The organism is Streptomyces sp. NPDC002054 (assembly GCF_040296685.1).
In the GTDB taxonomy this organism is placed as follows: domain Bacteria; phylum Actinomycetota; class Actinomycetes; order Streptomycetales; family Streptomycetaceae; genus Streptomyces.
On sequence record NZ_JBEOXT010000002.1, the window covers coordinates 213603 to 235701 of the forward strand.

Below are 22099 nucleotides of genomic sequence, written 5' to 3' on the forward strand. Positions count from 1 at the left end.
ACTGCTGGTGCGTTACTTGATGGCTTCGAGCCGCGGCACCACCTGGTCGATGGCGTAGGGGATGCTCAGCACCGTGTTGAAGGACAGCGCGGCGCCGATGTCCGGGCTGTTGTAGGGCAGGAAGAGGTCCCGCTTCTCCTGGTTGACCTTGGTCTTGGCGTAGAGCGGGTCGGCCTTCATGGCCTTCTCGGTGTCGGCGTTGCCGAGCCACACGGTCCGGTCGGCCTCCATCGCGTCGAGGCGCTCGGTGCTCAGGTCGGCGATGTTCTCCTTGCCGAGGGCGGCGCGGTAGGCGTCGGTGGTGCCGAAGCCCATGCCGGCGAAGAACTTCAGCTTGGGGTCGTTCGGGGAGAACGCGGAGAACTTGCCCGGCTCGTAGGGCTCGCCGACGGCGACGGTCTTGCCCTTCCACTCCGGGTGCTTGTCGCTGACGGCCTTGAACTTGGCGTCGATGCCGGAGATCAGCTTCTCGGTCTCGGCGTTCTTGCCGAGCGCCTTGCCGATCTGCTGGGTCATCACCTTCCAGTCGGCCTGGTAGTCCTCGGAGCCCTTGGGCTGCGCGACCACCTTGGCGATCTTCGAGAGGGTGTCGTACTGCTCCTTCTTCATGCCCGAGTACTGGGCGATGATCAGGTCCGGCTTGAGGGCCGCGATCTTCTCCATGTTGTACTCGTCGCGCTCGCCGACGACCTGCGGCGGGGTGGAGCCCCACAGGTCCTTCGCCCACGGCCAGTTGCCGTACGGGGTCTCCTTGAACCAGTTCACCGCACCGACCGGCTTCATGCCGAGGGCGAGGACCGCGTCCTGGTCGGAGAGGCCGAGGGTGACGATCTTCTTCGGCTCGGCGGAGATGGTGGTGCTGCCGTACTTGTGGTCCAGGGTGACCGGGAAGGACCCGGTGGCCTTGGTGTCGCCCGAAGCGGCGGGCTTGGAGTCGGCCTTCTCGTCGCCACCGCCGCAGGCGCTGAGGACGAGTGCGGCGGCTGCGGCGATTGCCACGCGGGGGATGTTCCTGACGACTCTCGTCAGCGCGGGGCGCTTACCAACGGACACGGGTGTTCCTTTCACGGGGGTTTTTCACAGTGCGCAGACCACCGGCCCGGTGCGATGAATACACCGGGCAGGCACAGCGGTCGTGGGGGATGCTAGAGCGTCGAACCGATTTCGTCGGCCGCGCGCTCGGCCTGGGCGAGCGGGGCCCGGCCGTTCGCGACGATCGAGTCGAGGATCTCGCCGACCCGGACCGCGGTGTTCGACAGCAGGGAGGAGGTGATGCCGTGCGTGTGCTCGGTACCGCCCTGCAGGTAGATGCCGCAGTTGAGTTCGGGGTCGGTGGTGATCCGGTAGTCGCGCTCGACGCGGACCCGGCCCTGCTCGTCGCGCTGGCAGTACTGCTCGACCTCGCCGAGGAGACCGAGGGCGTCGGCGGAGCGGTATCCGGTCGCGTAGACCAGGACGTCGGCGTCCAGCGGGGTCTTCTCCCCCGTGACGAGCGACTCGACGGTGACCCGGACCTTGTCGGGGGTCTCGACGACGTCGGTCAGGCGGGACACCTTCAGGAAGCGCAGGCGCTCGGTGCCGAGCACCTTCTCCTGGTACTCCTGGCGGTACAGGTCGTCGATGAGGTCTATGTCCACCACGGAGTAGTTGGTGTTGCCGTGGTAGCCGATCAGCTTCTGCTTGATCTCCTCCGGCGCGATGAAGTACTCGTCCACGGCGGCCGGGTCGAAGATGCGGTTGGCGAAGCTGCTGTCGTCCGCGGGGCTGTAGCCATAGCGGGAGAAGACGGCGCAGACCTCGGCCTCGGGGAAGGTCCGGTGCAGGAACGAGACGTTCTCGGCGGCGCTCTGGCCGGCTCCGACGACGATGAACCGGCGCGGGTCGGTGCCCTTGAGGCCGTCGACCTTGCCCAGCAGGTCGGAGTTGTGCCAGACCCGGTCGGTACGGTCGACACCCTCGGGCATCCGCGGCGTCAGGCCGGTGCCGACGACGAGGTTGCGGGCCCGGTGGACCACGAGCTCCGAGCCGGAGCGGGCGGTGACGTCCATGTACTGGACGATGCCGTCCTCGATGACGGGGCGGACGGCGACGACCTCGCTGCCGTAGGAGACCATGTCGTCGACCTTGGCCGCGGCCCACTGGAAGTAGTCGTGGAACTCCACGCGCAGCGGGAAGAGGTTCTTGTGGTTGACGAAGTCGATCAGCCGGCCCTTGCTCTGCAGGTAGCAGAGGAAGCTGTATTCGCTGGTCGGGTTCCGGAGGGTCACCAGGTCCTTGAGGAAGGACACCTGCATCGTGGCATCGTCGATGAGCATGCCGCGGTGCCAGCCGAACTCCGGCTGGCGCTCGAAGAAGTGAGCAGTGACCGCCTCCTGCCGTCCGACGCTTGCGTTGTGCTCGCTGAGCGCGATCGCCATGGCCACATTGGACGGCCCGAAGCCGATTCCGATGAGGTCGTGGATCAAAGGTGCGTCGTCAGGAAGAGCCTGTGACATGTCACTCCCAATCGTGCGGGGCAGCCGCTTGTCAGGCGCTGGGGAACCAAGAGCTGGGCACACCGAAGGACCGGCGACCCGATTACTTAGGCAAGGCTAACCTGATCTTTTCGGCCTGTCGACCGGGCATATCGGACACCGACGACAGACCCCGACTTGAACTCCGCCCGAACCGGGCTGGATTCGGTTCCGATTCCGACTCAAATCGGACCCCGTTGCACACTTAGGTAAGCCTTGCTTTACTTACCCTCGATTCATCACTGCTCTGAGGAGGAACCCTATGCGGGTCGTCATGTTCGGTTATCAGACCTGGGGGCACCGCACCCTGCAAGCTCTCCTGGACTCCGAGCACGACGTGGTGATGGTCGTGACCCACCCCAAGAGCGAGCACGCGTACGAGAAGATCTGGAGCGACTCCGTCGCCGATCTCGCCACCGAACACAACGTGCCGGTCGTCATCCGCAACCGGCCGGACGACGACGAGCTGTTCGCCCGCCTCCAGGAGGCCGACCCGGACATCATCGTCGCCAACAACTGGCGGACCTGGATCCCGCCGCGGATCTTCGGCCTGCCCCGGTACGGCACGCTCAACGTGCACGACTCGCTGCTGCCGAAGTACGCCGGCTTCTCCCCCATCATCTGGGCGCTCATCAACGGCGAGTCCGAAGTGGGCGTCACCGCGCACATGATGGACGACACCCTGGACGCCGGCGACATCGTCCTGCAGCAGGCCGTGGCCGTCGGGCCCACCGACACCGCCACCGACCTCTTCCACAAGACCGTCGACCTGATCGCCCCGGTCACGGTCGGCGCGCTGGACCGGATCGCGGCCGGTGAGACCGAGTTCACTCCGCAGGACCGCTCGCAGGCCAGCTTCTTCCACAAGCGGGCCGAGGAAGACATCCGGATCGACTGGAACTGGTCCGCCGAGGAGCTGGAGCGGCTGGTGCGCGCCCAGTCCGCGCCGTACCCGGCCGCCTTCACCTACCACCGGGGCCGGCGCCTGGAGATCCTCGCCGCCGTCGTCTCCGAGGGCCGGTACGGCGGCACGCCCGGCCGCATCTTCTACCGCGAGGGCAACGGCGTGGTGATCGTGGCCGGCGCCGATGCCCGCACCGGCCGCAACCACGGCCTCGCCATCACCCGGGTCCGCACCGAGGACGGCGAAGAGATGTTCGCCACGGACTACTTCACCAGGATGGGCGGCTACCTCACCGGCCGCCGCTAGGCCCTGTCGGCCTAGGCCCTGTCGTCACCCAGACCGCCGGTTTCCCCTCCGATGGCCCCGGGGACGCCGGTCGTCGCCGCCGCGCGGACTGCCCTGTCCGCGCGGCGGCGATGCCTTTCCGCCCCTGCGAGGGAGAGCAATGGAGCAGCCCGTCTTCTCCGGTACGGCCCACGACCCGGCCGGGGCCACGTTCGCCGTCATCGGTGTGTCCAACAGACCGGCCGACTGGGCCCAGATCTTCCGGGTCATCGGGACCATGGAGCCGGCGGCGGACGGGCCGCCGGAGGGGACTGACGGGCCGCCGACGGGCGTGCTGGGTCTGAACGCCTATCTCCTGTACGCCATCGGCAAGCACGCCCGCCGCAGACTCACGGAGCGGCTCGGTGCGCACGGGCTGCGGCTCTGGCACTTGACCGTGATGGACCTGCTGGCCGAGCTCGGACCGCAGGCCAAAGGAGCCCTGGCGGCCCGGCTGGACATGAACGCCAGCGATTTGGTCAAAGTGGTGAACGAACTGACCAAAAGGGATTATGTGGTCTGCGTCCGGGACACCGATGACCGCCGTCGGATCCTGGTCCGGCTGACCCCGGCCGGAAAGGCCGCCCTGGACCGGATCAACGCCGAGATCGCCACCGCCGACGAGGACCTCCTCGCCCCGCTGACCGGAGCGGAACGCGCCCGGCTGACCGCCCTGCTCCAGCGCGTGCACGGCCACCTCGCCCCGGCCCCGCCTGCCCACCCCTGACGAGAAGAAACGTCACTTCACCCGGACATCGCACCGCCGGGAACCCACGGGAACCCACCGGCCCCGCCGTCCGACTACTCGTATCGGCAGGTGGCCGACGGGAAGGGACGGGATGGGCGGGCTGGACATACGCATGCGGGGAGTCGCCTGCGCCCACGGGCGCGTGGCCGCCGTACAGGACGTGGACCTGGAGATCGCGGCCGGCGAACGGGTGGCCCTGACCGGGACCAACGGATCGGGCAAGACCACCCTGCTGCGGGCCGTGCTCGGACTCCACCCCCACGTCGGCGGCTCGATCCTGGTCGGCGGACGCGGTACCGCCACCGCCGGCGACCGGGCCTGGCGCCGGCGGGCCTGCGCCTGGATCCCGCAGAAGCCGGCGGTGGGCCGGTTCCCGCTGCTCGGCGGCGAGTTGCTGGCCAGCAGCGGCGCCCCCGCCGAGGCTGCGGAGGCCGCCGCCCGGCTGGGTGTCGCGGAGCTCGCCCGGCGGCCCCTGCACACCCTGTCCGGCGGCCAGCTGCAACGTATGTACCTCGCCCGGGCGATGGGCTGTGTGGCGGCCGGGGCGCAGGTGGTGCTGGCGGACGAGCCGACCGCCGCCCTCGACTTCGACGGGCAGGAGGAGGCCGCCGAGGTGCTGGCCGCCCTGCCGGTCACCGTGGTGGTGGTGACGCACGACCGGGCGCTGGCCGAACGCTGCGGCCGGGTCCTGGAGATGGCCGCCGGCCGGCTGCGGGAGGTCCGGTGATCGCGGTCGCCGCCGCCGACGTCGGCGAGCTCCTGCAGCTGGTGCCGGTGCAGCGGGCCGGTTTCGCGCTGCTGCTGGCCGCGGTCGGCCTGCCGGTGATCGGGGTGGTGATCGTCGGGCTGGACATCATGCCGGTGCGGTTCGCCATGATGCACGTGGCGCTGCTGGGCATCGCGGTCGGCCTGTGGACGGGGCTGGACCCCATGCTGTGCGCGCTGGTGGCCTGCGCCCTGGCCGGTGCCGGGGTGGCCCCGCTGGCCCGGACCCCGGACGGGCTGTCCGGAGCGATGGGCCTGCTGATGAGCCTGGCCATCGCCGCCGCCCTGCTGGTGCTCGCCGTGACGGGGGTCAATGCCTCCGGGGCGTTCGCCCTGCTGTGGGGGTCGATCCTGTCCGTCGGGACCGCGGACCTGGTGGTGCTGGGCCTGCTGGCGGTGGCCGTGCCGGCGCTGTTCTGGTGGCGGCGCCGGGATCTGGCGCTGCTGCTGTACGACCGGGAGCTCGCGCACTGTTCGGGCGTACCGGTCCGCGGGCTGACCCTGGTGCTGCTGGTGCTGGTTGCCGTCTCGGTGGCCGGTGCGATCAAGCTGACCGGGGCCCTGCTGGTCGACGCACTGACCCTGCTGCCCGCGCTGGCCGCCCGCCGGCTGGGCCGCTCCCTCACCTCGATCACGCTGTGGGCCGTCGGCTTCGGCGTGTTCGTGAATCTGACCGGGTTCCTCGTGGCCCTCTGGCTGGACTGGCCGCCCGGGCCGGTCCTCGTCCTCACGGCGGGGGCCGTCGTCCTCGCCGTTCACCTCCTTCCGGAACGGAGCACCGGCTCATGGCGCGCACCCGCGTCCGCATCATTTCCCTCCTCGCACTGAGCACCACACTGGCCTTGGTGGCGGGCTGCGGCGACGACAACAACGACACCAAGGGCTCGAACTCGGGCTCGGACTCGGACTCGAAGAAGTCCGCGGGCCGGCCCACGGTGGTGGTCACCACCACCTGGGAGGGCGCCTTCGCCAAGGCGGCCGGCGCCGAGGACATCAAGGTCATCGTGCCGCAGTCGGTGCACCACGCGCCCGACTACGACCCGAAGCCCTCCGACCTGGCCGCCGTGGCCAAGGCCGACTTCGTGCTGTACGCGCCGTTCGAGCCGTACGCCGCGAAGATCAAGGAGGCTGCGGGGTCGAAGGCCGAACTGGTCGAGGTGAACCTGGACAACGACCCGGAGAAGGCGGGTGCCGAAGTCGCCCGGCTGGCCGCGCTGTTCGGCACCGACGAGGCCGCACGGAAGTGGAAGTCGGGCTTCGACACCGAGTACGCCCGGCTGAACGGGGAACTGAAGGCGGCCTGGCCGGGCGGGCAGAGCCCGGCCGTGGTCAGCCAGGTGTTCACCGCCTGGTCGGCGAAGCTCGCGGGCGCCACCACCGTCGGCACGTACGGGCCCGAGGCGGTGACCCCCGCGCAGCTCGCCGAACTCTCCGCGAAGAAGCCCGCGCTGGTCCTGGACAACGCCCACATGTCCACCGGGACGGTACTGCCCGGCTCCGGCGCCCGGCAGGTGAAGATCGTCAACTACCCGGGGAACGAGCTCGATCTGCTGGCGGTGTACCGCAATGCGGCGGCCGAACTGAAGAAGGCCATGCAGCCCTGACGGGCCCGGGAATCTTGGTTCGCTAGTCGGCCGGGGCCGCTGAGGCAGCCCCGGCGTCTGCGCGGGCCGTCTCGGTCGGTGGGGCCTCCGGGGCCGTCGCGGTGGCGCAGACGGGGCGGGTCCGGGCGGAGTAGGAGCGTGCGGCCGTGAGGAGGGCGAAGCCCAGGCCGCCGAAGGCCATTCCACCGAAGGCGGCCAGCCAGAGAGTCCCGGAGAGGGTGGCGCCGAGATCCGCGTCGAGTCTGGGTGCCGGCAGCACTCCGAGGGCGGCGAGCGGAGCGTAGATCACCAGGAAGACCCCGTACACCGACAGCCCGAGCGCGGTCAGCCAGGCCGGGATCAAGGGCAGCAGACGCGGTACCCGGCGCCCGGAGAGAACAAGCGTCCAGCGGGGAAACACCTGCCCCCACGGGTACATCAGCCCGGTCAGGAGAAAGAATCCGAGTCCCGCGGCCAGCACAGTGACATCGATACCCACCTCGGCGAGCGCCCGCGCCACCTCCGATCCACCGGAGTTCGACTCCTTCCACTTCTCGGCCGTGATGCCGAGCGCGTCACCGCCCAGCGTCCAGATGGTCTTTACTCCGGCCCACGGCAGCATCCCGCACATCAGCAGGTAGGCCAGCCTCCTGGTACGCCGGGAGGCGGTGGTGGCGCCAGGATGGACGAGTGGGGCGTCGTGGCCGCCGGTGTGCTTCTGCCCGCAGCGGGGGCAGGTGCCGGCCAGCCGTCGGCGGTACGACAGGGCGACGAGGGCGAGGACAGCGGTGAGGGCCGTGCTCAGCAGCACATGGGCCAGGCCGGTGGCGCTCTCCAGCCCGGAACCGGCCGCCAGGGCGACGAAGTAGGCGGGCAGCCCGATCGCGCCCATCGCCAACACGGGGGTGGTCAGGATGAGCGCACCCCCCACCGCTAATCGGCCAGGCCGGTCCAGCTGTCGGCTGGTGGCCCGGCAGGCGATACCGGCAGCGATGGCCAGGCCGGCCAGGATCAGCTGGACCACCGGCGAGTAGGGGGTGTGCGGGGTGAAGGGCACCGTGGTTCCCGTCACGGCCCAGCCGGCCTCGACGATGGCGTACACCGCACCACAGGTCACGGCGACGGCAGGCGCCCACTCCGGCCATCGCCGTTGCCACCCGGCCCGGCGGGGTGCCGGGGCGAGGCGCGGTGCCCCCGCGTCTGTCTGCGTCGTTGCGGGGATACCCACCGGTGACCTCCAGCTTCCGTGGTCCTCACCGTCCATGCTCTGCCGGATCCGTCTCCGGTCGCATCAGCCCCACCGGCCATTCCCCTCCCCCGCGCGGGGGAGGGGGCGGCTCGGTGGTCTGCATACGGGACAGGTGACGCGATTCTCTGGATCACGAGGTGGGTTGGAGGCTGCGAGGCCGGGGGCCCGGAGGGCCGGGGCGCAGCCCCGGCCCCGGGGGCGGTCAGGGGGTCGGGAGGGGGGCTGCGGTCAGGGTGGCGCGGACTGCGGCGCGGTCGGGTTTGCCGGCCGGGGTCAGGGGGAGTTCGGGCACCACCAGCAGGCGCTCGGGGTGCTTGCGCTGGTCCAGGCCATAGCGGGTCAGGTGCTCGCCGAGCGAGGCGAGCGTGGGCTCCGCCCGCGGGCGCGGCACCACGCAGGCCGCCAGCCGCTCCCCCATCAGCGGATCCGGTACCCCGACGCACACCACGTCCCGGAGCTCGGGGTGCGAGCCGAGGGCGCGTTCCACCTCGGCGGGGCTGATGTTCGCGCCGCCCCGGATGACGATGTCCTTGAGGCGGCCCACCACGTGCAGGACGCCCTGCTCGTCGAGGAAGCCGAGGTCCCCGGTCCGTACCCAGCCGTCGGCGGTGCGGTAGCGGGCGTCGAGTTCGGGCGCGCCGACGTAGCACAGCGGGGTCATCGGGCCGCGGGCCACGATCTCCCCGATGCCGCCGTCCGGCAGCGGTTCCTGGGTGTCGGTGTCGGTGATGCGGATCTCGGCGACCCGGGGGTCGGGCCGGCCGGCCACCACGCCGAGGCTGTCGCCGGGCGGGGTCGAATGCTCCAGTCCGGTGTGGCAGTTGACCCCGTCGGCGGACCCGTAGAGGTTGACCACCGGGCAGCGGAACGCCGCCGCCGCGCCGGCCGCGGTGGTCTCGTCGAGCGGCTCCCCGCCGAGCACCAGGGCGGTGGGCGACGGCAGTTCTCCGTCGGCGGACTCCAGCCGGTCCAGCATCATGCGGAGCATGGTGGGTACGCCGAGGACATGGGTCGGCCGGTGTTCGCGGATCGCGGCGAGGGCGCCCTCCGGGGTGAACCGGTCGAGCAGGACCAGGGTGCCGCCGTGCCGGGCCAGGGTGACCGCGGTGCCGTTGGAACCGAACGCCGAGGCCAGCGGCACCAGGAAGAGGCAGCGCGGCGGGGTTCCGTCCGGGATGAGGGAGGCGAGGAAGTTCCCGCGCCCGCCCGCCAGGGCGTTGTGGGAGTACGCGACCATCTTCGGTTCCGCCTCCGAGCCGGAGGACACCAGGATGCGGGCGGCGCTGTCGGGGTCCGGGCGGGCGGGGACGAAGCCGCTGGGGTCGGAGCGCAGCAGCTGTGCGAAGGCCACCGTGCCCGCCGGGGCGGTGCCCGGTCCGGCCGCGATCACGTGCCGCAGGGCGGGCAGTTGCGGGGCGAGGGCGGCGAGGCCGGCCGCGTGCGGTACGCCGCCGTGGTCGACGGCGGCGATGACGGCGACCGCTCCGGCCCGGCGCAGCAGGCTCTCGGCCTCGCGGGTGCCCCGGCCCACCGGGAACGGCAGCGCGATCGCGCCGAGCGCGGCCAGGGCCAGATCGGCGATGACGGCGTTGCGGTGGTTGGGGAGTTGGACGCCGACCACATCGCCCTCGCCGATGCCGAGGTCTCTGAGGCCGGTGGCCAGACATCGGACCTTGCGGTCCAGGGCGGTGTAGCAGAGCTTGCCCTTGGCGTCGAGGACGGCGGTGCGGTGCAGGTCGGCTATCTGGCGGGCCCGGAAGAGGCTGTACAGGTCGAGGTCGGGGCAGGTGCCGTCGACCACCCAGGAGCGGCGCAGGGCGGCGGGCAGCAGATCGTGCAGGACGGGCTTTCCGGCGATCATACGAAGCTCCAGGGGTCGGGGACAGCGGGGGCGCCGTACGCGTCGCGGCCGATCGGGCCGGTGAACCGCGGGTCCCGGTGCAGTTCGGACAGGTCGGTGGTGACGGGGGTGGCGGTCAGGCCGTGGTCGTGGAGCCGGCGCAGTGCGTCGGGGGTGGGCAGGGTCCGCAGGTCGTGGCCGGCGGCTGCCGCGGCGCACGCGTCGGCGGGGGCGATCCAGCCGTCGGCCGTGGGCAGCGGGCGGCGGAATCCGGCGGGGCGGCGCGGGTCCGCGCCGCGGGCCGCGCGCTCCAGGGCCGGGGCGGTGAGGAGGTCGGCCGCGCCGAGCAGGGAGGAGTCCACGCGGACTCCGTGTCCGGTGCGTTCGCGCAGCAGCAGACCGGCGAGGACGGCCTCCGCCCCGAGCAGTCCGCCCAGCACGTCGAGGAGGGTCATCAGGGAGGGGGCGGGCGGTTCGCCGTGCGGGCGGACGGCCTCACCGACACCGGTGCGGGCCTGGACCATGAAGTCGGTGCCCATGGGGGCGTCGGCCAGCCGGTCGGCCCAGCCGCTGGTGTACGCGTAGACGAGCGCGGGGTGGGCCGCGGCGAGGTGCTCCGCGTCGAGGCCGAGGCGGGCGGCCGTGCCCGGGGCCCAGTTGTGCAGGAACACGTCCGCCCCGGCGGCCAGTTCGAGCAGCCGCCGGCGGTCTCCGGGATCCTTGATGTCGATCTCGACGGCCTGCTTGCCCCGGTTGAGGGCGAGCCAGCGGGCGGAGATCCCCGAGCAGGCGGGGGGCATCCCGCGGAGCGGGTCCCCGCCCGGCGGTTCGATCCTGATCACCTCGGCGCCCAGCAGGCCGAGCAGGTGCGCGGCCAGCGGAGCCTGGATCCGGCGGCCGGCCTCCAGCACCGTCAGCCCGGCCAGCGGCCGGCTGTCGGGCGTCGCGGGGGCGGGCGTGAAGGCGATCGGCGGAGCCGGGGCCGGCCGCGCGGTCAGGGTCCAGGGTGCGGCCCCGTCGTGCTCGGCGGCCCGGGCGGCCAGGGTGTTCAGCGCGCACACCTCGGCCCCGGACCCGGCCGCGGCCTGCCGGATCCGCTCCCAGCCGTGGGCCCGGGCGGTGTGGTGGAGGGCCTCGGGGAAGGGCGCGCAGGCGGTGGCGTACCGGAACTGGAAGGGCCGCCAGCCCGCCCGTATCGCGTCGGCGGGGGCCTCGAGAGCCCGCCAGAAGCCGGCCCATGCCTCGGGGTCCAGGGTCTCCAGCTCGAAGAGGATCCCCTCGGCAGAGGTGAACGGCGGTCCGCCCGGGGCGAGTTCGGCGGCCTCGCCCTCGTCGGCCCCTGCAGCGGCCAGGTACTGCGAGACGGCCAGCAGGCCGGCCCGGTCGGCGCTGGTGCCGACCCGGGCGACCGTGCCCCCGCGGGCCTGGGCCAGGAGTCCGGCCAGCAGCCCCTGCATAGTGAGCACGCCGGTGGCGACGGCCGCGAAGTCGGCGGCCAGGCCGCGGGGTTCGCCGTCGCGGCGGCCGTGCACCGCCATGATGCCGGTGGCGGCCTGTGCGGTGGCCTCGTCGGTGATCCCGCTTCCGGGGGCGCCCCAGGTGATGTCCGCTCCGAGGGCCGCGAACCCGCCGCCCGACAGCTCGATACGCCCGGTGCCATCGGCGGCGGGCGGGTTACCCGGCGCGACGGGCTCGGCGTCCCGGGCGCCGAGCAGCCGCAGGTGTGCGGCCACCACTTCGGTGAGCTGCGGCGGCCCGCAGGTGTCGAAGCGGAGCGTGTCGAGCGGCCGTACCGTCTGTGTGGTGACGGTTGACGTCATGCCTCTCCTCCCCCGGCGCGGCGGTGGCCTGGCGCCCGGCAGCTGTTCTGTTCGGGAAACGCGGGGAACCCAGTGGCGTGCGCGCCCGACCAGTTCCTCGTAGGAAGCAGTCGGACAGCAGTTCCCATGGGTTCCCGGCGACGGCGGACCAGAGGAGAGACATGGCGGATTCGGCCGTGCCGGAGCGGGTGGCGGAGCGGGTCGCGGAGTTCGTCCGGACCCGGGTGTTCCCGCAGGAGCAGGTGCTGGACGCGGGTGGCGCCGGGGCCGCCGAAGCCCTGCGCGGGCTGCGGGACCTGGCCAAGGAGGAAGGGCTGTGGGCCCTGCCGCTGCCCGCCGGGCTGGGCGGCGGCGGGCTGGATCTGCCCGCGTACGCCGCACTCGCCGAGGCGGAAGGCGCCAGCGACCACGGCCCGGCCGCCCTCGGCTCGGCCCCGCTGCTGGATGTGCGGATGCTGGCGGGGCACGGCAGCGAACGGGTGCGGGAGCGGTACCTCCGGCCGCTGGTGGCCGGGGAACTGAGGGCCTGTTACGCGATGACCGAACCCGAGGTGCCGGGCACCGACCCCTGGCTCACCGGGACCCGGGCCGAACGGCTGCCGGACGGCGGCTGGCGGATCACCGGCCGCAAATGGTTCACCTCCGGTGCCGCGGACGCCGGGCTGGTCACCGTACTGGCCCGCACCGACGGCCGGGACGGGGACCGGTCGGGGCTGTCGCTGCTACTGGTGCCGACGGAGGCCGAGGGCTTCCGGGTGGTGCGCGAGCTGCCGTTGCTCGGGGCGGGCGGGCAGTGGGAGATCGAGCTGGACGGGGTCGTCGTGCCGGCGGACCACCTGCTCGGCTCCCCCGGCCAGGCCCTGGCCATCGCCGGGGAGCGGCTCCAGTGGGGCCGTACGCTGCGCTGCCTGCGCTGGCTCGGCCAGGCGCGGCGCGCCTTCGACCTGATGTGCGGCCGGGCGGTGTCGCGGGCCGGGTCGGCCGGGCCGCTCGCCGGCCATCAGCTGGTCCAGCAGCACGTGTTCGAGGCACTGCTGGCGATCCGTACCACCCGTCCCCTGGTGCACGAGGCGGTGGCCCTGCTGGCTGCCGGGCGGGACGCGCGGACCGAAGTGGGGCTGGCGAAGGTGGCGGCGGCGCGGATGCTGCAGCAGGTCGCGGACGCCGCCATCCAGGTCCACGGCGCGGCGGGACTGGGCCCGGACACCGCGCTGCCCGCGCTGTTCCGTACCGGCCGGACCGCCCGCATCCTCGACGGGCCGGACGAGCTGCACATCACCTCGGTCGCCCGCCGGGTGCTGCGCGACTACGGCGCTGGGCCGTCCCTTCCGGATCGGACCTAGCCCGACCCGCGCAGCCCGGCACGGCACCGGACGGGCAGGCGGCCTACTGGCCTACACCTCGCTGAGGTCGACCAGTCCGGTGACCGCCGCGAGGCCCAGGGCCAGGAAGAAGTCGCCCCAGACGAGCTCGTGGCAGGGTGCGGTGCCGCGGGCGGCGTCGTAGCAGCCGTCCAGCAGCATCCCGGCCGGGCGGCTGTCGCCGGGCCCGGTCAGATGGGCGGCGACCAGCCGGCGCAGCACCGCCTCGGCGCGGCGGGCGTACTCCGCCTGCCGAGGCCCGGGCAGCCGGGCGAGCTTGAGCAGGGCGACCGCGGTGATGGCGGCTGCGGAGGTGTCGAGGGGACCGTCGGGCCGGCCCTCGTCCGCAGCCGGCACCAGCGGCCCCGCCACGCCCGCGGGTCCCGTCGGCACCAGCCGCCGGACCGCCGCTTCGAGCCGCTCCGGCCGCCAGGCCGCCGCCGCGCCGGGCTCTCGAGCGAGCCGCAACCCGTCGGCGCACCCCAACACCAACCAGGCCCGCCCCCGACTCCACCCACCCCCCGGCTCCTCCGTCGCCAACCATCCCCGCCCCGCCTCGAACTCCCATCCATGCCACAACTCTTCGCCGTGGGCCAGGCCGGCCCCGGGGCCGGTCCCAGGCCCAGGCACAGTGCCGGCCCCAGGCGCGGTGCTGGCCCGAGGCACAGTGCCGGCCCCGGGCATGGTGCCGACCCCTGGCACAGGGCCGGGGCCAGGCACAGGACCGACCCCAGGCAGGGTGCCAGCCCCGTGCCCGGCGCCGACCCCAAGCACAGTGCCGGGTCCGTGCCCGGCGCCGGTCCCGGGCGCAGTGCCAGCCCCAGGCAGGGTGCCGGGCCCGGGCACAGTGCCGGCCCCAGGCCCGGTGCCAGCCTCAGGCTCAGTACCGGGCTCAGGCCCAGTACCGGGCCCAGGCCCGGTGCCCGGACCCGGCCCGGCGCCGGGTTCCGGCGGGTCGGCCGGAACGGCCGCGGGCCCGGCAGGCCACGCTGCCGGCGGGCCGGCCCGGCGGGCGCTCCCGTCGGCCAGCGGCCGGCCATGCTCCGGGGCCGACTCACCCGCACCCGGCGCCACTTCGCCGCCGGATACGCCCCACGGCGTGCCGGGCGGAACGGCCGCGGGCCCGGCGGGCCGCGATTCCGCGGGGCCGTGCCGGCCGGCCGGGACCGTGGCCGGCGGCCGGACATGCCCCGGAGTCGCCTCCCCGGCGTCCGGGACCGCTTCGCCGCCGGATACCCCCCGCGGCGAGCCGGGCGGAACTGCCGCAGGCCCGGCAGGCCGCGCTGCCGGCGGGCCGACCTGGTCGGCGCTCCCGTCGGCCGGCAGGCCGTGCCAGCCGGCCGGGACCGTGGCCGGCGGCCGGCCATGACCCAGCGCCGACTCCCCCGCACCTGGCACCGCTTCGCCGCCGGATACCCCCCGCGGCGGGCCAGCCGGAACGGCCGCGGGCCCGGCGGGCCGCGATTCCGGCGGGCCGTGCCGGCCGGCCGGAGCCGTGGCCGGCGGCCGGCCATGGCCCGGGGCCGCCGCGTCCGGGGCCGGCTCCGCTGCGTCCGGGAGTGGTTGGCCGCCTGGCACCCGCCGTGGCGGGTACAGGCAGAGGTTCAGGTGGGTGTGGAGGTGGGTGGCGGCATGGGTGGGGGATGCCGTGGCGAGGAGGGGGATCATGCCCGGGACGGCGTCGCTGCGGGCCAGCAGGCGCGGCCCGCCCAGCGCCGAGCCCCATGGCACCAGGCCCAACTCCGGGTCCAGCGCGTCCCGGCAGGCCTGTGCGGCCTGCTCGCGCAGCTCCGCGGCGGCCGGGTCGCCGACCGCGAGAGCGGTGCCGTACCAGAGGATCAGCCCGCGGGTCGCCGTGTCGGCCCGTACCCAGGGGGCGAGCCGGGCCGTGCACTCCGAGGCCGCGGCCCGGTCCGCCGCCGCCCCCGTGTGCCGGGCCCGCAGCCACAGCAGGCCCGCCCAGCAGCCGCCTGCCCAGGAGCCGCGCCCGGTCGTGGTCCACTGCCCGGTGCCGGGATCGGCGAACAGCGGGAACCGGTCGCCGACTTCGGCCCGGGTCACCTCCACCCGCCCCAGCACCGCACCCAGCGCCCGCTCCGCCCAGCCGCCGTCGCCGTCGCCGCGCGTCACGCCCCGGCCTCCGCCCCGCGGCGGCCCCGGTCGCGTACCGCCCAGACGTACGCCACAGCTGCCGCAGCCGCGAACTCGCAGGCCACCAGCAGCCATCCGGTGCCATACCGCCCGCTCTGCGCGAGCAGCCCGAACAGCGGCGGCCCGGCCGCGAAGCCGGCGAAGAACCCGGCCGAGACCAGGGCGGTGTCCCGGCCGGCCCGGCCGGGCCCGGACCGCTGCATGACCAGCACCATCGACACCGCGTTCGCGGAGACGGCGAACACGCCGATGGCCACCGCCCCCGTCCAGGCCCACGCCGGCCCGTCCGTCCGGGCCGCGCCGGCGAACAGCACCGCCGCCCCGACCGCGCCGGCCGCCAGCCCGCCGGGCAGCCACTCGGCGCGCCCCGGCCTGGCCGCCTTCGACCAGCCCACCCGGCCGGCGATGCCGGCCGCGCCGAGCACCGCCACCAGCCCGCCTGCCGCGGTGGGTCCCAGGCCGAGCCGCTCCGCGCCGAACAGCGCCAGATAGGTGTTGACCGAGGCGATACCGCAGCCCAGGAAGAACGAGAAGGCCGCCAGCCAGGCCACCGGAGCACCCGGGCCCCCGGCGGATCCGGCCGCCCGGGGCGCGGCTTGCGGCGCGTCGGCGGGCAGCAGCCGCCAGGTCCAGCCGGCGGTCAGCAGTGCCATGCCCGCGGCCGTCCACACCGCACCGCGCCAGCCGAGCCCGCCGGCCAGCGCCGCGAGCGGCAGCCCGGCGGCGAACGCGCCCAGCTGGACCCCGGACTGCTTCATCCCGGTCACCCCGCCCCGGCGCTCCGCGGGGACCACGGCCAGAATGGCCTTGTTGGTGGCCGGGTTGGCCAGCGCCTGCGGGAGACCGCCCAGCGCCACCGCACCGAGCAGCAGCCCGGCCCCCGGTGCGGCCCCGATCAGCCCGAGCGCGACTGCGGTCACCAGGAGCAGCAGTACCAACGAGCGCCGGGGCCCGATCCGGTCCACCACCCGGCCGGCCGACGGGGACAGCAGCGCCGCGGTTCCGAAGCCGATCGTGGTCGTCAGCCCCAACAACACGGGTGGCAGGTCCAGTTCGGCCACCAGGCGCGGGCCGAGCGCGCCCAGCAGGAACAGTTGCAGCATGGAGAAGGCCATGGCGCAGGTCAGCAGGACGGTCAGCCGATGCCCGGCCCGCCCCGCACCGCCCGCCCGGCCCGAGGCATCCGCCCCGGCCGCCGCCCCGCCCTTGGCCCCGGCCGTAGCCCCGGCCTCAGTCCCGGACTTGGCCTCCGCTCCGCCCTTGGCCCCGGCCCCGGCCCCAGCCCCTGACTTGGCCCCGCCCATGGCCCCGGCCGCCTGCGCGGACGCCCTCGCATCGCCCATCGCCCTCCCCCTCTCCCGCCCACGCGCCGTCCGGCGCAGTGGAGTTGTCGTTGCCGCCGCGGTCCTGGTTCCCCGCCCGCCGGGTGGCCGTGGTCACACCCCCGCAGCCCGGCCGCAGGTCGAGAATGAGTCGAGCGTTCCCCGTGTTGGTCCGCCGGACGGGGTGCAAGGATGAGCCCGCAATGAATCCGGACCGGGGGTGTCGAGGGCTACGGGCTGCGGTGTTCGCAGCCGTCTGTGTGCTGCTCGCATCGCTGGGCCACGTGCTGATGTCGGGTGCCCCGGTGCCCTGGTGGACGATCGCCGCGGGGTTCGCGGGGACGGGAGCGGCAGCCTGGCTGCTCGCCGCCCGGGAACGCGGTCTGCTGGTGGTCACCTCGGCCGCGGTCGCCGCCCAGACCCTGCTCCACTCGGTCTTCTCGCTGGCCCAGCCGACCGCCCACCAACTGCCGTCGGGCTCCTGCGCCCCGCCGCCGGCCGGGCCCGCCGCCCCCGCCCACCACCTGCACGCCGGCCACGCCGGCCACGCCGCGGCGGACAGCGCCCTGTCCGCGGGACTCCCCGCAGAGCTCCCCGCCGGGCACGACATGGCCTGCATGTCCCCGACCGGGATGACCGCCGCCCACCTGCTCGCCGCCCTGCTCTGCGGGCTCTGGCTCGCGTACGGGGAGCAGGCACTGTTCCGGCTGCTGCGCTCCTTCGCCGGACGGTTCCTGACGCCCCTTTGGCTGCTGCTGCGCCGGCCCGTGCCAACGCATCCGCACCGGCCCCGCCTGCGGGTCCGCCGCGAACGCCGGTCCCGGCCCTTGCACCGGCTGCTCCTCGACCACGCCATCACCTCACGGGGTCCACCACCGGGGACCGCTGTCCGCTGACAGCCGGCTTCCCGGACGGCCGACGTGACCCGTCGCGCCCTCCGGGCATCGGCCCGGTGCGCATACGCGCCCGGCCGTACCCCCTGACGACGACTCACCGGTGCTGCCCTTCCATGTGCTGCGGCACCGGCTCCCCGCATCCTCACGAAGGACCCGAGGCGATGACCCCTACCCTGATGCCCACGCGCCCGGCGCGAACCGCAACCGCCGCCACCGCCAGTACCGGCACCAGTACCGACGACGCCGTGACCCGGCTGGCCCTGGACGCCCGTGGCGGCGATCCCGAGCAGGTGGACCGGTTCGTCCGGGCCCTGCACCGCGACGTCCGGCGGTACGTCGTCTTCCTCGGCGCCGACCCGCAGGCCGCCGAGGACCTCACCCAGGAGACGTTCCTGCGCGCCCTGGGTGCACTGCACCGGTTCGAGGGCCGCTCCTCGGCCCGCACCTGGCTGCTGTCCATCGCCCGCCGTACGGTGATCGACAGCCTGCGGCATGCGGCGGCCCGGCCGAGACTCTCGGGCCGGGACGACTGGCAGACCGCGGCGGAACAGGCCCAGCCGCGCGGTCTGCCGGGCTTCGAGGACGGGGTCGCGCTCGCCGAACTCCTGGCCGCGATCCCGGCCGAGCGCCGCGAGGCCTTCGTGCTCACCCAGGTCCTGGGGCTGCCCTACGCCGAGGCGGCCGATGCCATCGGCTGTCCCGTCGGCACCGTCCGGTCCCGGGTCGCCCGCGCCCGGACCTCGCTGATCAGCCTGCTGGCCGAGCCCGACCACCCGGCTACCCAGGCAGCCTGACGCGCCCGCCGCCCACCCGTCAGTACGGGCGCGGGTCCATGGCCCGCGGCCCGGTGTCCGGCGCCTCGAAGTGGCAGAGCGGGGCGCCGGGCCCGGCTGCCGCCTGGACGGTGGCCCGGGTGGGCGGATCGGTCGGCAGTTCGACGGTGACGGTGACCGGAACGTCGCGCCGGGTGGTGGCGTGGCCGGTCTCCTTGCCGTCGACCAGCACCTCCACCACCACGGTGTGACCGGTCTGGACGGTGGCGCTGACCGAGTGGCCGAGGTGGTCGGTGTGGAAGTGGTGGCGTCTTCTCATCAGAGCTCCCTCGGTGCGAGAGGAGTGGTGGCCGGGCCTTGGAGGACCCTGCCGTCGGGGGCGAACCGGGAGCCGTGGCAGGGGCATTCCCAGGCCTGTTCGTCCCGGTTGAAGGCCACCAGACAGCCCATGTGGGTACAGCGGGCGGCCACCGCCCGCAGGGTGCCGTCGGCATCGCGGTGCACGGCGCAGGGATGCCCGTGGATGCGTACGACGGCCCCTTCGCCCGGCGGGAGGGCCTCGGCGGCCTCCGCGGCGGCCAGGTGGCGGCGGTCGCCGAGGTAGTGCCCGGCGATGGCGGCCTGTGCCGTCACCAGGGCGGGGAGTTCCCGGGCCGGGGGCAGCCGGCGGGGGTCGAAGAGCTCGGTCCACGACGGGCGGGGCCCACCGAGGATGTGGGCGGTCAGCAGCCGGCCGGCCATGATGCCGCCGGTCAGGCCCCAGCCGCCGAAGCCGGTGGCCACGTACAGGTGCTGGGTGCCGGGGTGGAGGTGGCCCACGAAGGGCAGGTGGTCGGCGGAGTCCAGGTCCTGGGCGGCCCAGCGCTGCACCGCGCCGCCGGCGCCGAAGCCGGGGAAGGAGTCCCGGGCCCAGCCCTCCAGCCGGGCCCACCGCTCGGCGTGGCCGTTCTCGCCGGGCCGGAAGGACTCCCCGGCGACGATCAGCAGGCGCTGTCCGGGGGCGTACGGGGCGGTGCGGACGGAGCGGATCCCGTCCTCCGGGGTCAGATACATGCCCTGCGGGTCCGCCGCCTCCGGGATGGGGGCGGCCAGCACGAGCTCGCGGCGCGGGCTCAGCCGGATCAGCAGCGAGACGGGCCCCACCAGCGGGAAGAGGCAGGCGAGCACCGCTTCGGCGGCATGGACCACGGCCCCGTCCGCGGTGTCGATCCGGATCCGGGCGTGCTCGTGGACGGCGGTGACCCGGGTCTGCTCGAAGATCCGGCCGCCGGCGGCGGTGAAGGCCTCGGCGAGGCCGGTCAGGAACCCGACCGGATGGATCTGCAGCTGGTCGGGGAGCTGCACGGCGGCGGCCACCGGGAAGGGCAGGCCGGTCTCGGTGACCACCCGCGCGTCGAGTCCGGCGGCCCGGGCGGCGGTCACCTCGGCGCGGATCTCCCCGACCCGCCCGGGGTCGCGTACGTAGGTGAGGGCGGGGAGCCGTTCGCAGCCCGGGGTGCCGGCCGGGTCGGCGCCGAGCGCGGCGGCCCGCTCCAGGGCGTCCTGCTGCGCGGCGGCGTACAGCCCGGCGCCTTCGGGGCCCACGCTGTGCCGCAGCCGCTCGTACAGCAGGCCGTGCAGGGCGGTGAGCTTCCCGGAGGTGTGTCCGGTGGTGCCGGAGAGGATCCGGTCCGCTTCGATCAGGACCGTCTCGCGGCCCGCGGCGGCGAGCTCCCGGGCTGTGGCCAGTCCGGCGACTCCCCCGCCGATGACCGCGATGTCGACGTCGAGGTCCTGGTCGAGTCGGGGGTACTGCGGCCGGTGGGCGGTGGCCAGCCAGTGCGAGAGCGGGCCGGCGGCCCGCACCGGGGTGTCGTCCATGCCGTGCGGGTACCCCGCACCGGGCCGGGGATGCGCCGGAAGCGCTGGGGTCACCGGTTGCGACTCCGCCGTGACGGACAGAGAGTGAATGCGGGCAAACCGTCCCAAAATCTCTAGATCTCTGCGCAAGGAGTACTCATCATGAGCAAGGCCAAGGCGAAGGCCAAGCAGATCAAGGGCAAGATGAAGGAGTCCGTCGGCGATATGACCGACGACAAGCGCATGGAGGCCGAAGGCCGCGGCGAGCAGATGACCGGCAAGATGCAGGAGGCCGCGGCCAAGACCGGCGAGAAGATGAAGAAGCCCGGCAAGTAACAACGAGCCGGGCGCCTCCTCCGCCCGCACCGCACCGCCCCGCTCGTGCGCGGGGCGTGGCGGTGCGGTGCAGTGCAGTGCAGCGAAGTACGGAGCTCGCGGATCAATCGCTGTCGCGGACCGCCACGATGCCGTTGAAGACGCCGACGTAGGCGGTGCCGTCCGGGCCGAGGGTAATCGGGGCCCAGTTGTTGTCGTACAGCGGTCCGGTGCCGGTCAGCTGCCGCCAGCGGCGCTCACCGGTCCGGAAGTCCACCGCGGTGAGGTACCAGGCGTCGATGCCCCAGAAATTGGGCTCCTTCTCGTAGAAGTAGAGCAGCCCGTTGGCGGTGGAGAGCTTCGGGACGGTCGAGGGCGAGCGGATCCCGCTCTCCCAGACCGTGTCGCAGCCGCTGCCGTCGGCGCGGACGTCGATCCGGCTGACGCCGCCGGTGACGCTCTTGCCGAAGAGCAGGCTGGTCGGGTTCTCGTAGCCGTAGTTGTTCTCGACGACGAGGCTGTTGCCCCAGCTGATCAGGGAGTTGTCGGTGGTGGAGGCCCCGGAGCCGAACACCGGGACCCTGCAGACCAGCCGCTGTCCGTCCGGCTCGTCCGTGCCGCGCCGGAAGACGAGGACGTTCATCCGGTCGTCGGCGTTGTCGGTGATGGCGACGTAGCCGTTGCCGAACAGGTCCGGGGTGGTGCCCGAACCCTGGTTCACGGAGCCGGGCTTGGTTCCCGTACCGCGGTCGTAGGTCTGCCGCCACTGCACCTCGGGGGTGCCGTCGGGAGCGGCGCGGAAGCTGTAGAGCGCATGGTCGGAGACGATGGAGACGCCGTCCTCGGCGACCGAGAAGGAGTTCTGGATCTCCTCGCCCCGCAGTTGGACGTGGCGGATCCGGCCGGAGGCCGGGTCCACGGTGCCGACCCGGCCGAGCCGGGTGACCCACCAGATCCGGCCGTCCCAGTCGGGCATCACGGAGGTCACGGGGTCGCAGGTGCCGCTGGGCCGGAGATTGGTCCAGCTGACGCAGTCGTGCGGGACGATGCCGGTGAGGTCCCAGTCGTCCTCGACGGTGAACTTCCAGCTGCCGTCCGGGTTCCGGCTGTGGGCGAGGCGCAGGACGTGCTGGCGGGAGTCGGCCAGCACGGCGCGGTCCTGGTGGTCCAGGTAGAAGTAGGCGCCGCCCGAGGTGTCCTTGAAGATCTTCGAGAAGTCGAGCGAGGTGATCGCCTCGACCGTCGAGGAGCGCTGCGGGAGCTGGTACTCCGCGAGCGTGTCGAGCGTACGGGGCTCCAGAAGCTTGACCTTGAAGCCGGAGAAGGTGCCGCACACGGTGACCAGCCGGCCGCCGGAGTCGAAGGTGGCAGTGGCGCATTCGCCGCCGAGGGCGGCGATCTTCTCGCTGGTGACCTGAGGGTTCCGGCCGAGCGGGCCGGACCAGGGGACGGTGGCGCTGCCGGCCGCGTCGGCGTGCATGCCGCTGCGGCCGTTGGGCGCGAGGTACGGGTGCTGCGGCGGGGCCTCGCCGGGCAGCGGTGCGGCGGCGGCCGGGCTGCCGTCGTACTGGCCGACCAGGCGGTGGCCGGGCGCCTTGGGTATCTCCTCGGCCTGGGCCGGGAGGACCCCGGTCAGCACCGCGAGGGCGGCGAGGGCCGGGACCACTCCGCAGTTCAGGGCTCTGCGTACCATCGG

Annotated in this window: 19 protein-coding genes; 9 read left to right on the forward strand and 10 right to left on the reverse strand. The window is 73.8% G+C overall.

Translation table 11 applies throughout. The features are described from left to right. Positions 1-12 precede the first annotated feature (12 nt). Entirely contained in the window at positions 13-999 is a 987-nt protein-coding gene (locus ABT123_RS02550) for an iron-siderophore ABC transporter substrate-binding protein (RefSeq protein ID WP_351308629.1), read from the reverse strand. Between the two features lie 146 nt (positions 1000-1145). Continuing rightward, the gene (locus ABT123_RS02555; RefSeq protein ID WP_351308631.1) at positions 1146-2495 is read right to left on the reverse strand and encodes a lysine N(6)-hydroxylase/L-ornithine N(5)-oxygenase family protein; all 1350 of its coding nucleotides are present in this window, start codon (positions 2493-2495) and stop codon (positions 1146-1148) included. Positions 2496-2775: 280 nt separating this feature from the next. Here ABT123_RS02555 and ABT123_RS02560 point away from each other — a divergent pair, with 280 nt between their 5' ends. From ABT123_RS02560 to ABT123_RS02580, 5 genes are all read left to right on the forward strand, one after another. Beyond that, positions 2776-3723: a methionyl-tRNA formyltransferase gene (locus ABT123_RS02560; RefSeq protein WP_351308634.1), complete on the forward strand. Its 948-nt coding sequence runs from the start codon at positions 2776-2778 to the stop codon at positions 3721-3723. A gap of 139 nt (positions 3724-3862) precedes the next feature. Further along, positions 3863-4468: a MarR family winged helix-turn-helix transcriptional regulator gene (locus tag ABT123_RS02565; RefSeq protein ID WP_351308637.1), complete on the forward strand. Its 606-nt coding sequence runs from the start codon at positions 3863-3865 to the stop codon at positions 4466-4468. A gap of 112 nt (positions 4469-4580) precedes the next feature. Further along, positions 4581-5216: a metal ABC transporter ATP-binding protein gene (locus ABT123_RS02570; protein ID WP_351308639.1), complete on the forward strand. Its 636-nt coding sequence runs from the start codon at positions 4581-4583 to the stop codon at positions 5214-5216. Next, positions 5213-6082, forward strand: coding sequence for a metal ABC transporter permease (locus ABT123_RS02575; RefSeq protein ID WP_351308642.1), 870 nt, complete (start codon positions 5213-5215; stop codon positions 6080-6082). Before ABT123_RS02570 ends, ABT123_RS02575 begins: the two co-directional genes overlap by 4 nt. Then, positions 6040-6858 carry a metal ABC transporter solute-binding protein, Zn/Mn family gene (locus ABT123_RS02580; RefSeq protein ID WP_351308644.1) on the forward strand — a complete coding sequence of 273 codons (819 nt, stop codon included), beginning with the start codon at positions 6040-6042 and terminating at the stop codon, positions 6856-6858. Before ABT123_RS02575 ends, ABT123_RS02580 begins: the two co-directional genes overlap by 43 nt. A 22-nt stretch (positions 6859-6880) precedes the next feature. On the opposite strand, the gene ABT123_RS02585 is transcribed toward ABT123_RS02580, so the two are convergent. The 3 genes from ABT123_RS02585 to ABT123_RS02595 all read right to left on the reverse strand — a co-directional run bounded on the left by ABT123_RS02585 (position 6881) and on the right by ABT123_RS02595 (position 11746). Continuing rightward, the gene (locus tag ABT123_RS02585) at positions 6881-7939 is read right to left on the reverse strand and encodes a hypothetical protein (RefSeq protein WP_351308647.1); all 1059 of its coding nucleotides are present in this window, start codon (positions 7937-7939) and stop codon (positions 6881-6883) included. 349 nt (positions 7940-8288) lie between these two features. Continuing rightward, positions 8289-9947: a class I adenylate-forming enzyme family protein gene (locus tag ABT123_RS02590; RefSeq protein ID WP_351308650.1), complete on the reverse strand. Its 1659-nt coding sequence runs from the start codon at positions 9945-9947 to the stop codon at positions 8289-8291. Then, complete coding sequence (locus ABT123_RS02595; RefSeq protein WP_351308652.1) at positions 9944-11746, reverse strand: CoA transferase; 1803 nt, start codon at positions 11744-11746, stop codon at positions 9944-9946. The genes ABT123_RS02590 and ABT123_RS02595 overlap by 4 nt, the downstream gene beginning before the upstream one ends. A 161-nt stretch (positions 11747-11907) precedes the next feature. Here ABT123_RS02595 and ABT123_RS02600 point away from each other — a divergent pair, with 161 nt between their 5' ends. Next, on the forward strand, positions 11908-13089 hold the full coding sequence (locus ABT123_RS02600) for an acyl-CoA dehydrogenase family protein (RefSeq protein WP_351308655.1): 1182 nt from the start codon (positions 11908-11910) through the stop codon (positions 13087-13089). 51 nt (positions 13090-13140) lie between these two features. Here the strand turns inward: ABT123_RS02600 and ABT123_RS02605 are convergent, their stop codons facing one another. Both ABT123_RS02605 and ABT123_RS02610 read right to left on the reverse strand, forming a co-directional pair. Continuing rightward, on the reverse strand, positions 13141-13575 hold the full coding sequence (locus tag ABT123_RS02605; RefSeq protein ID WP_351308658.1) for a hypothetical protein: 435 nt from the start codon (positions 13573-13575) through the stop codon (positions 13141-13143). 1658 nt (positions 13576-15233) lie between these two features. Then, positions 15234-16601: an MFS transporter gene (locus ABT123_RS02610; RefSeq protein WP_351308661.1), complete on the reverse strand. Its 1368-nt coding sequence runs from the start codon at positions 16599-16601 to the stop codon at positions 15234-15236. Between the two features lie 221 nt (positions 16602-16822). Here ABT123_RS02610 and ABT123_RS02615 point away from each other — a divergent pair, with 221 nt between their 5' ends. After that, complete coding sequence (locus ABT123_RS02615) at positions 16823-17476, forward strand: hypothetical protein (protein WP_351308664.1); 654 nt, start codon at positions 16823-16825, stop codon at positions 17474-17476. Positions 17477-17637: 161 nt separating this feature from the next. Next, positions 17638-18270 (forward strand): sigma-70 family RNA polymerase sigma factor, encoded by a 633-nt coding sequence (locus ABT123_RS02620; protein ID WP_502970838.1) that lies wholly within the window; start codon positions 17638-17640, stop codon positions 18268-18270. A 19-nt stretch (positions 18271-18289) separates the two neighbouring features. On the opposite strand, the gene ABT123_RS02625 is transcribed toward ABT123_RS02620, so the two are convergent. Further along, positions 18290-18568 carry a hypothetical protein gene (locus ABT123_RS02625; protein ID WP_351308667.1) on the reverse strand — a complete coding sequence of 93 codons (279 nt, stop codon included), beginning with the start codon at positions 18566-18568 and terminating at the stop codon, positions 18290-18292. Next, on the reverse strand, positions 18568-20109 hold the full coding sequence (locus tag ABT123_RS02630) for an FAD-dependent oxidoreductase (RefSeq protein WP_351308670.1): 1542 nt from the start codon (positions 20107-20109) through the stop codon (positions 18568-18570). Before ABT123_RS02630 ends, ABT123_RS02625 begins: the two co-directional genes overlap by 1 nt. Before the next feature lie 141 nt (positions 20110-20250). Here ABT123_RS02630 and ABT123_RS02635 point away from each other — a divergent pair, with 141 nt between their 5' ends. Continuing rightward, positions 20251-20424, forward strand: coding sequence for a CsbD family protein (locus tag ABT123_RS02635; RefSeq protein ID WP_351308673.1), 174 nt, complete (start codon positions 20251-20253; stop codon positions 20422-20424). A 103-nt stretch (positions 20425-20527) separates the two neighbouring features. On the opposite strand, the gene ABT123_RS02640 is transcribed toward ABT123_RS02635, so the two are convergent. Beyond that, the gene (locus ABT123_RS02640; protein ID WP_351308676.1) at positions 20528-22096 is read right to left on the reverse strand and encodes a PQQ-binding-like beta-propeller repeat protein; all 1569 of its coding nucleotides are present in this window, start codon (positions 22094-22096) and stop codon (positions 20528-20530) included. Between the last annotated feature and the right edge of the window lie 3 nt (positions 22097-22099).

Coding starts and splice junctions, on each gene's coding strand:
- ABT123_RS02595 (WP_351308652.1), bottom strand. CDS start 11,746: ATGACGTCAACCGTCACCACACAGACGGTACGGCCGCTCGACACGCTC.
- ABT123_RS02570 (WP_351308639.1), top strand. CDS start 4,581: ATGGGCGGGCTGGACATACGCATGCGGGGAGTCGCCTGCGCCCACGGG.
- ABT123_RS02620 (WP_502970838.1), top strand. CDS start 17,638: ATGACCCCTACCCTGATGCCCACGCGCCCGGCGCGAACCGCAACCGCC.
- ABT123_RS02640 (WP_351308676.1), bottom strand. CDS start 22,096: ATGGTACGCAGAGCCCTGAACTGCGGAGTGGTCCCGGCCCTCGCCGCC.
- ABT123_RS02565 (WP_351308637.1), top strand. CDS start 3,863: ATGGAGCAGCCCGTCTTCTCCGGTACGGCCCACGACCCGGCCGGGGCC.
- ABT123_RS02635 (WP_351308673.1), top strand. CDS start 20,251: ATGAGCAAGGCCAAGGCGAAGGCCAAGCAGATCAAGGGCAAGATGAAG.
- ABT123_RS02625 (WP_351308667.1), bottom strand. CDS start 18,568: ATGAGAAGACGCCACCACTTCCACACCGACCACCTCGGCCACTCGGTC.
- ABT123_RS02555 (WP_351308631.1), bottom strand. CDS start 2,495: ATGTCACAGGCTCTTCCTGACGACGCACCTTTGATCCACGACCTCATC.
- ABT123_RS02600 (WP_351308655.1), top strand. CDS start 11,908: ATGGCGGATTCGGCCGTGCCGGAGCGGGTGGCGGAGCGGGTCGCGGAG.
- ABT123_RS02560 (WP_351308634.1), top strand. CDS start 2,776: ATGCGGGTCGTCATGTTCGGTTATCAGACCTGGGGGCACCGCACCCTG.
- ABT123_RS02630 (WP_351308670.1), bottom strand. CDS start 20,109: ATGGACGACACCCCGGTGCGGGCCGCCGGCCCGCTCTCGCACTGGCTG.
- ABT123_RS02580 (WP_351308644.1), top strand. CDS start 6,040: ATGGCGCGCACCCGCGTCCGCATCATTTCCCTCCTCGCACTGAGCACC.
- ABT123_RS02610 (WP_351308661.1), bottom strand. CDS start 16,601: ATGGGCGATGCGAGGGCGTCCGCGCAGGCGGCCGGGGCCATGGGCGGG.
- ABT123_RS02590 (WP_351308650.1), bottom strand. CDS start 9,947: ATGATCGCCGGAAAGCCCGTCCTGCACGATCTGCTGCCCGCCGCCCTG.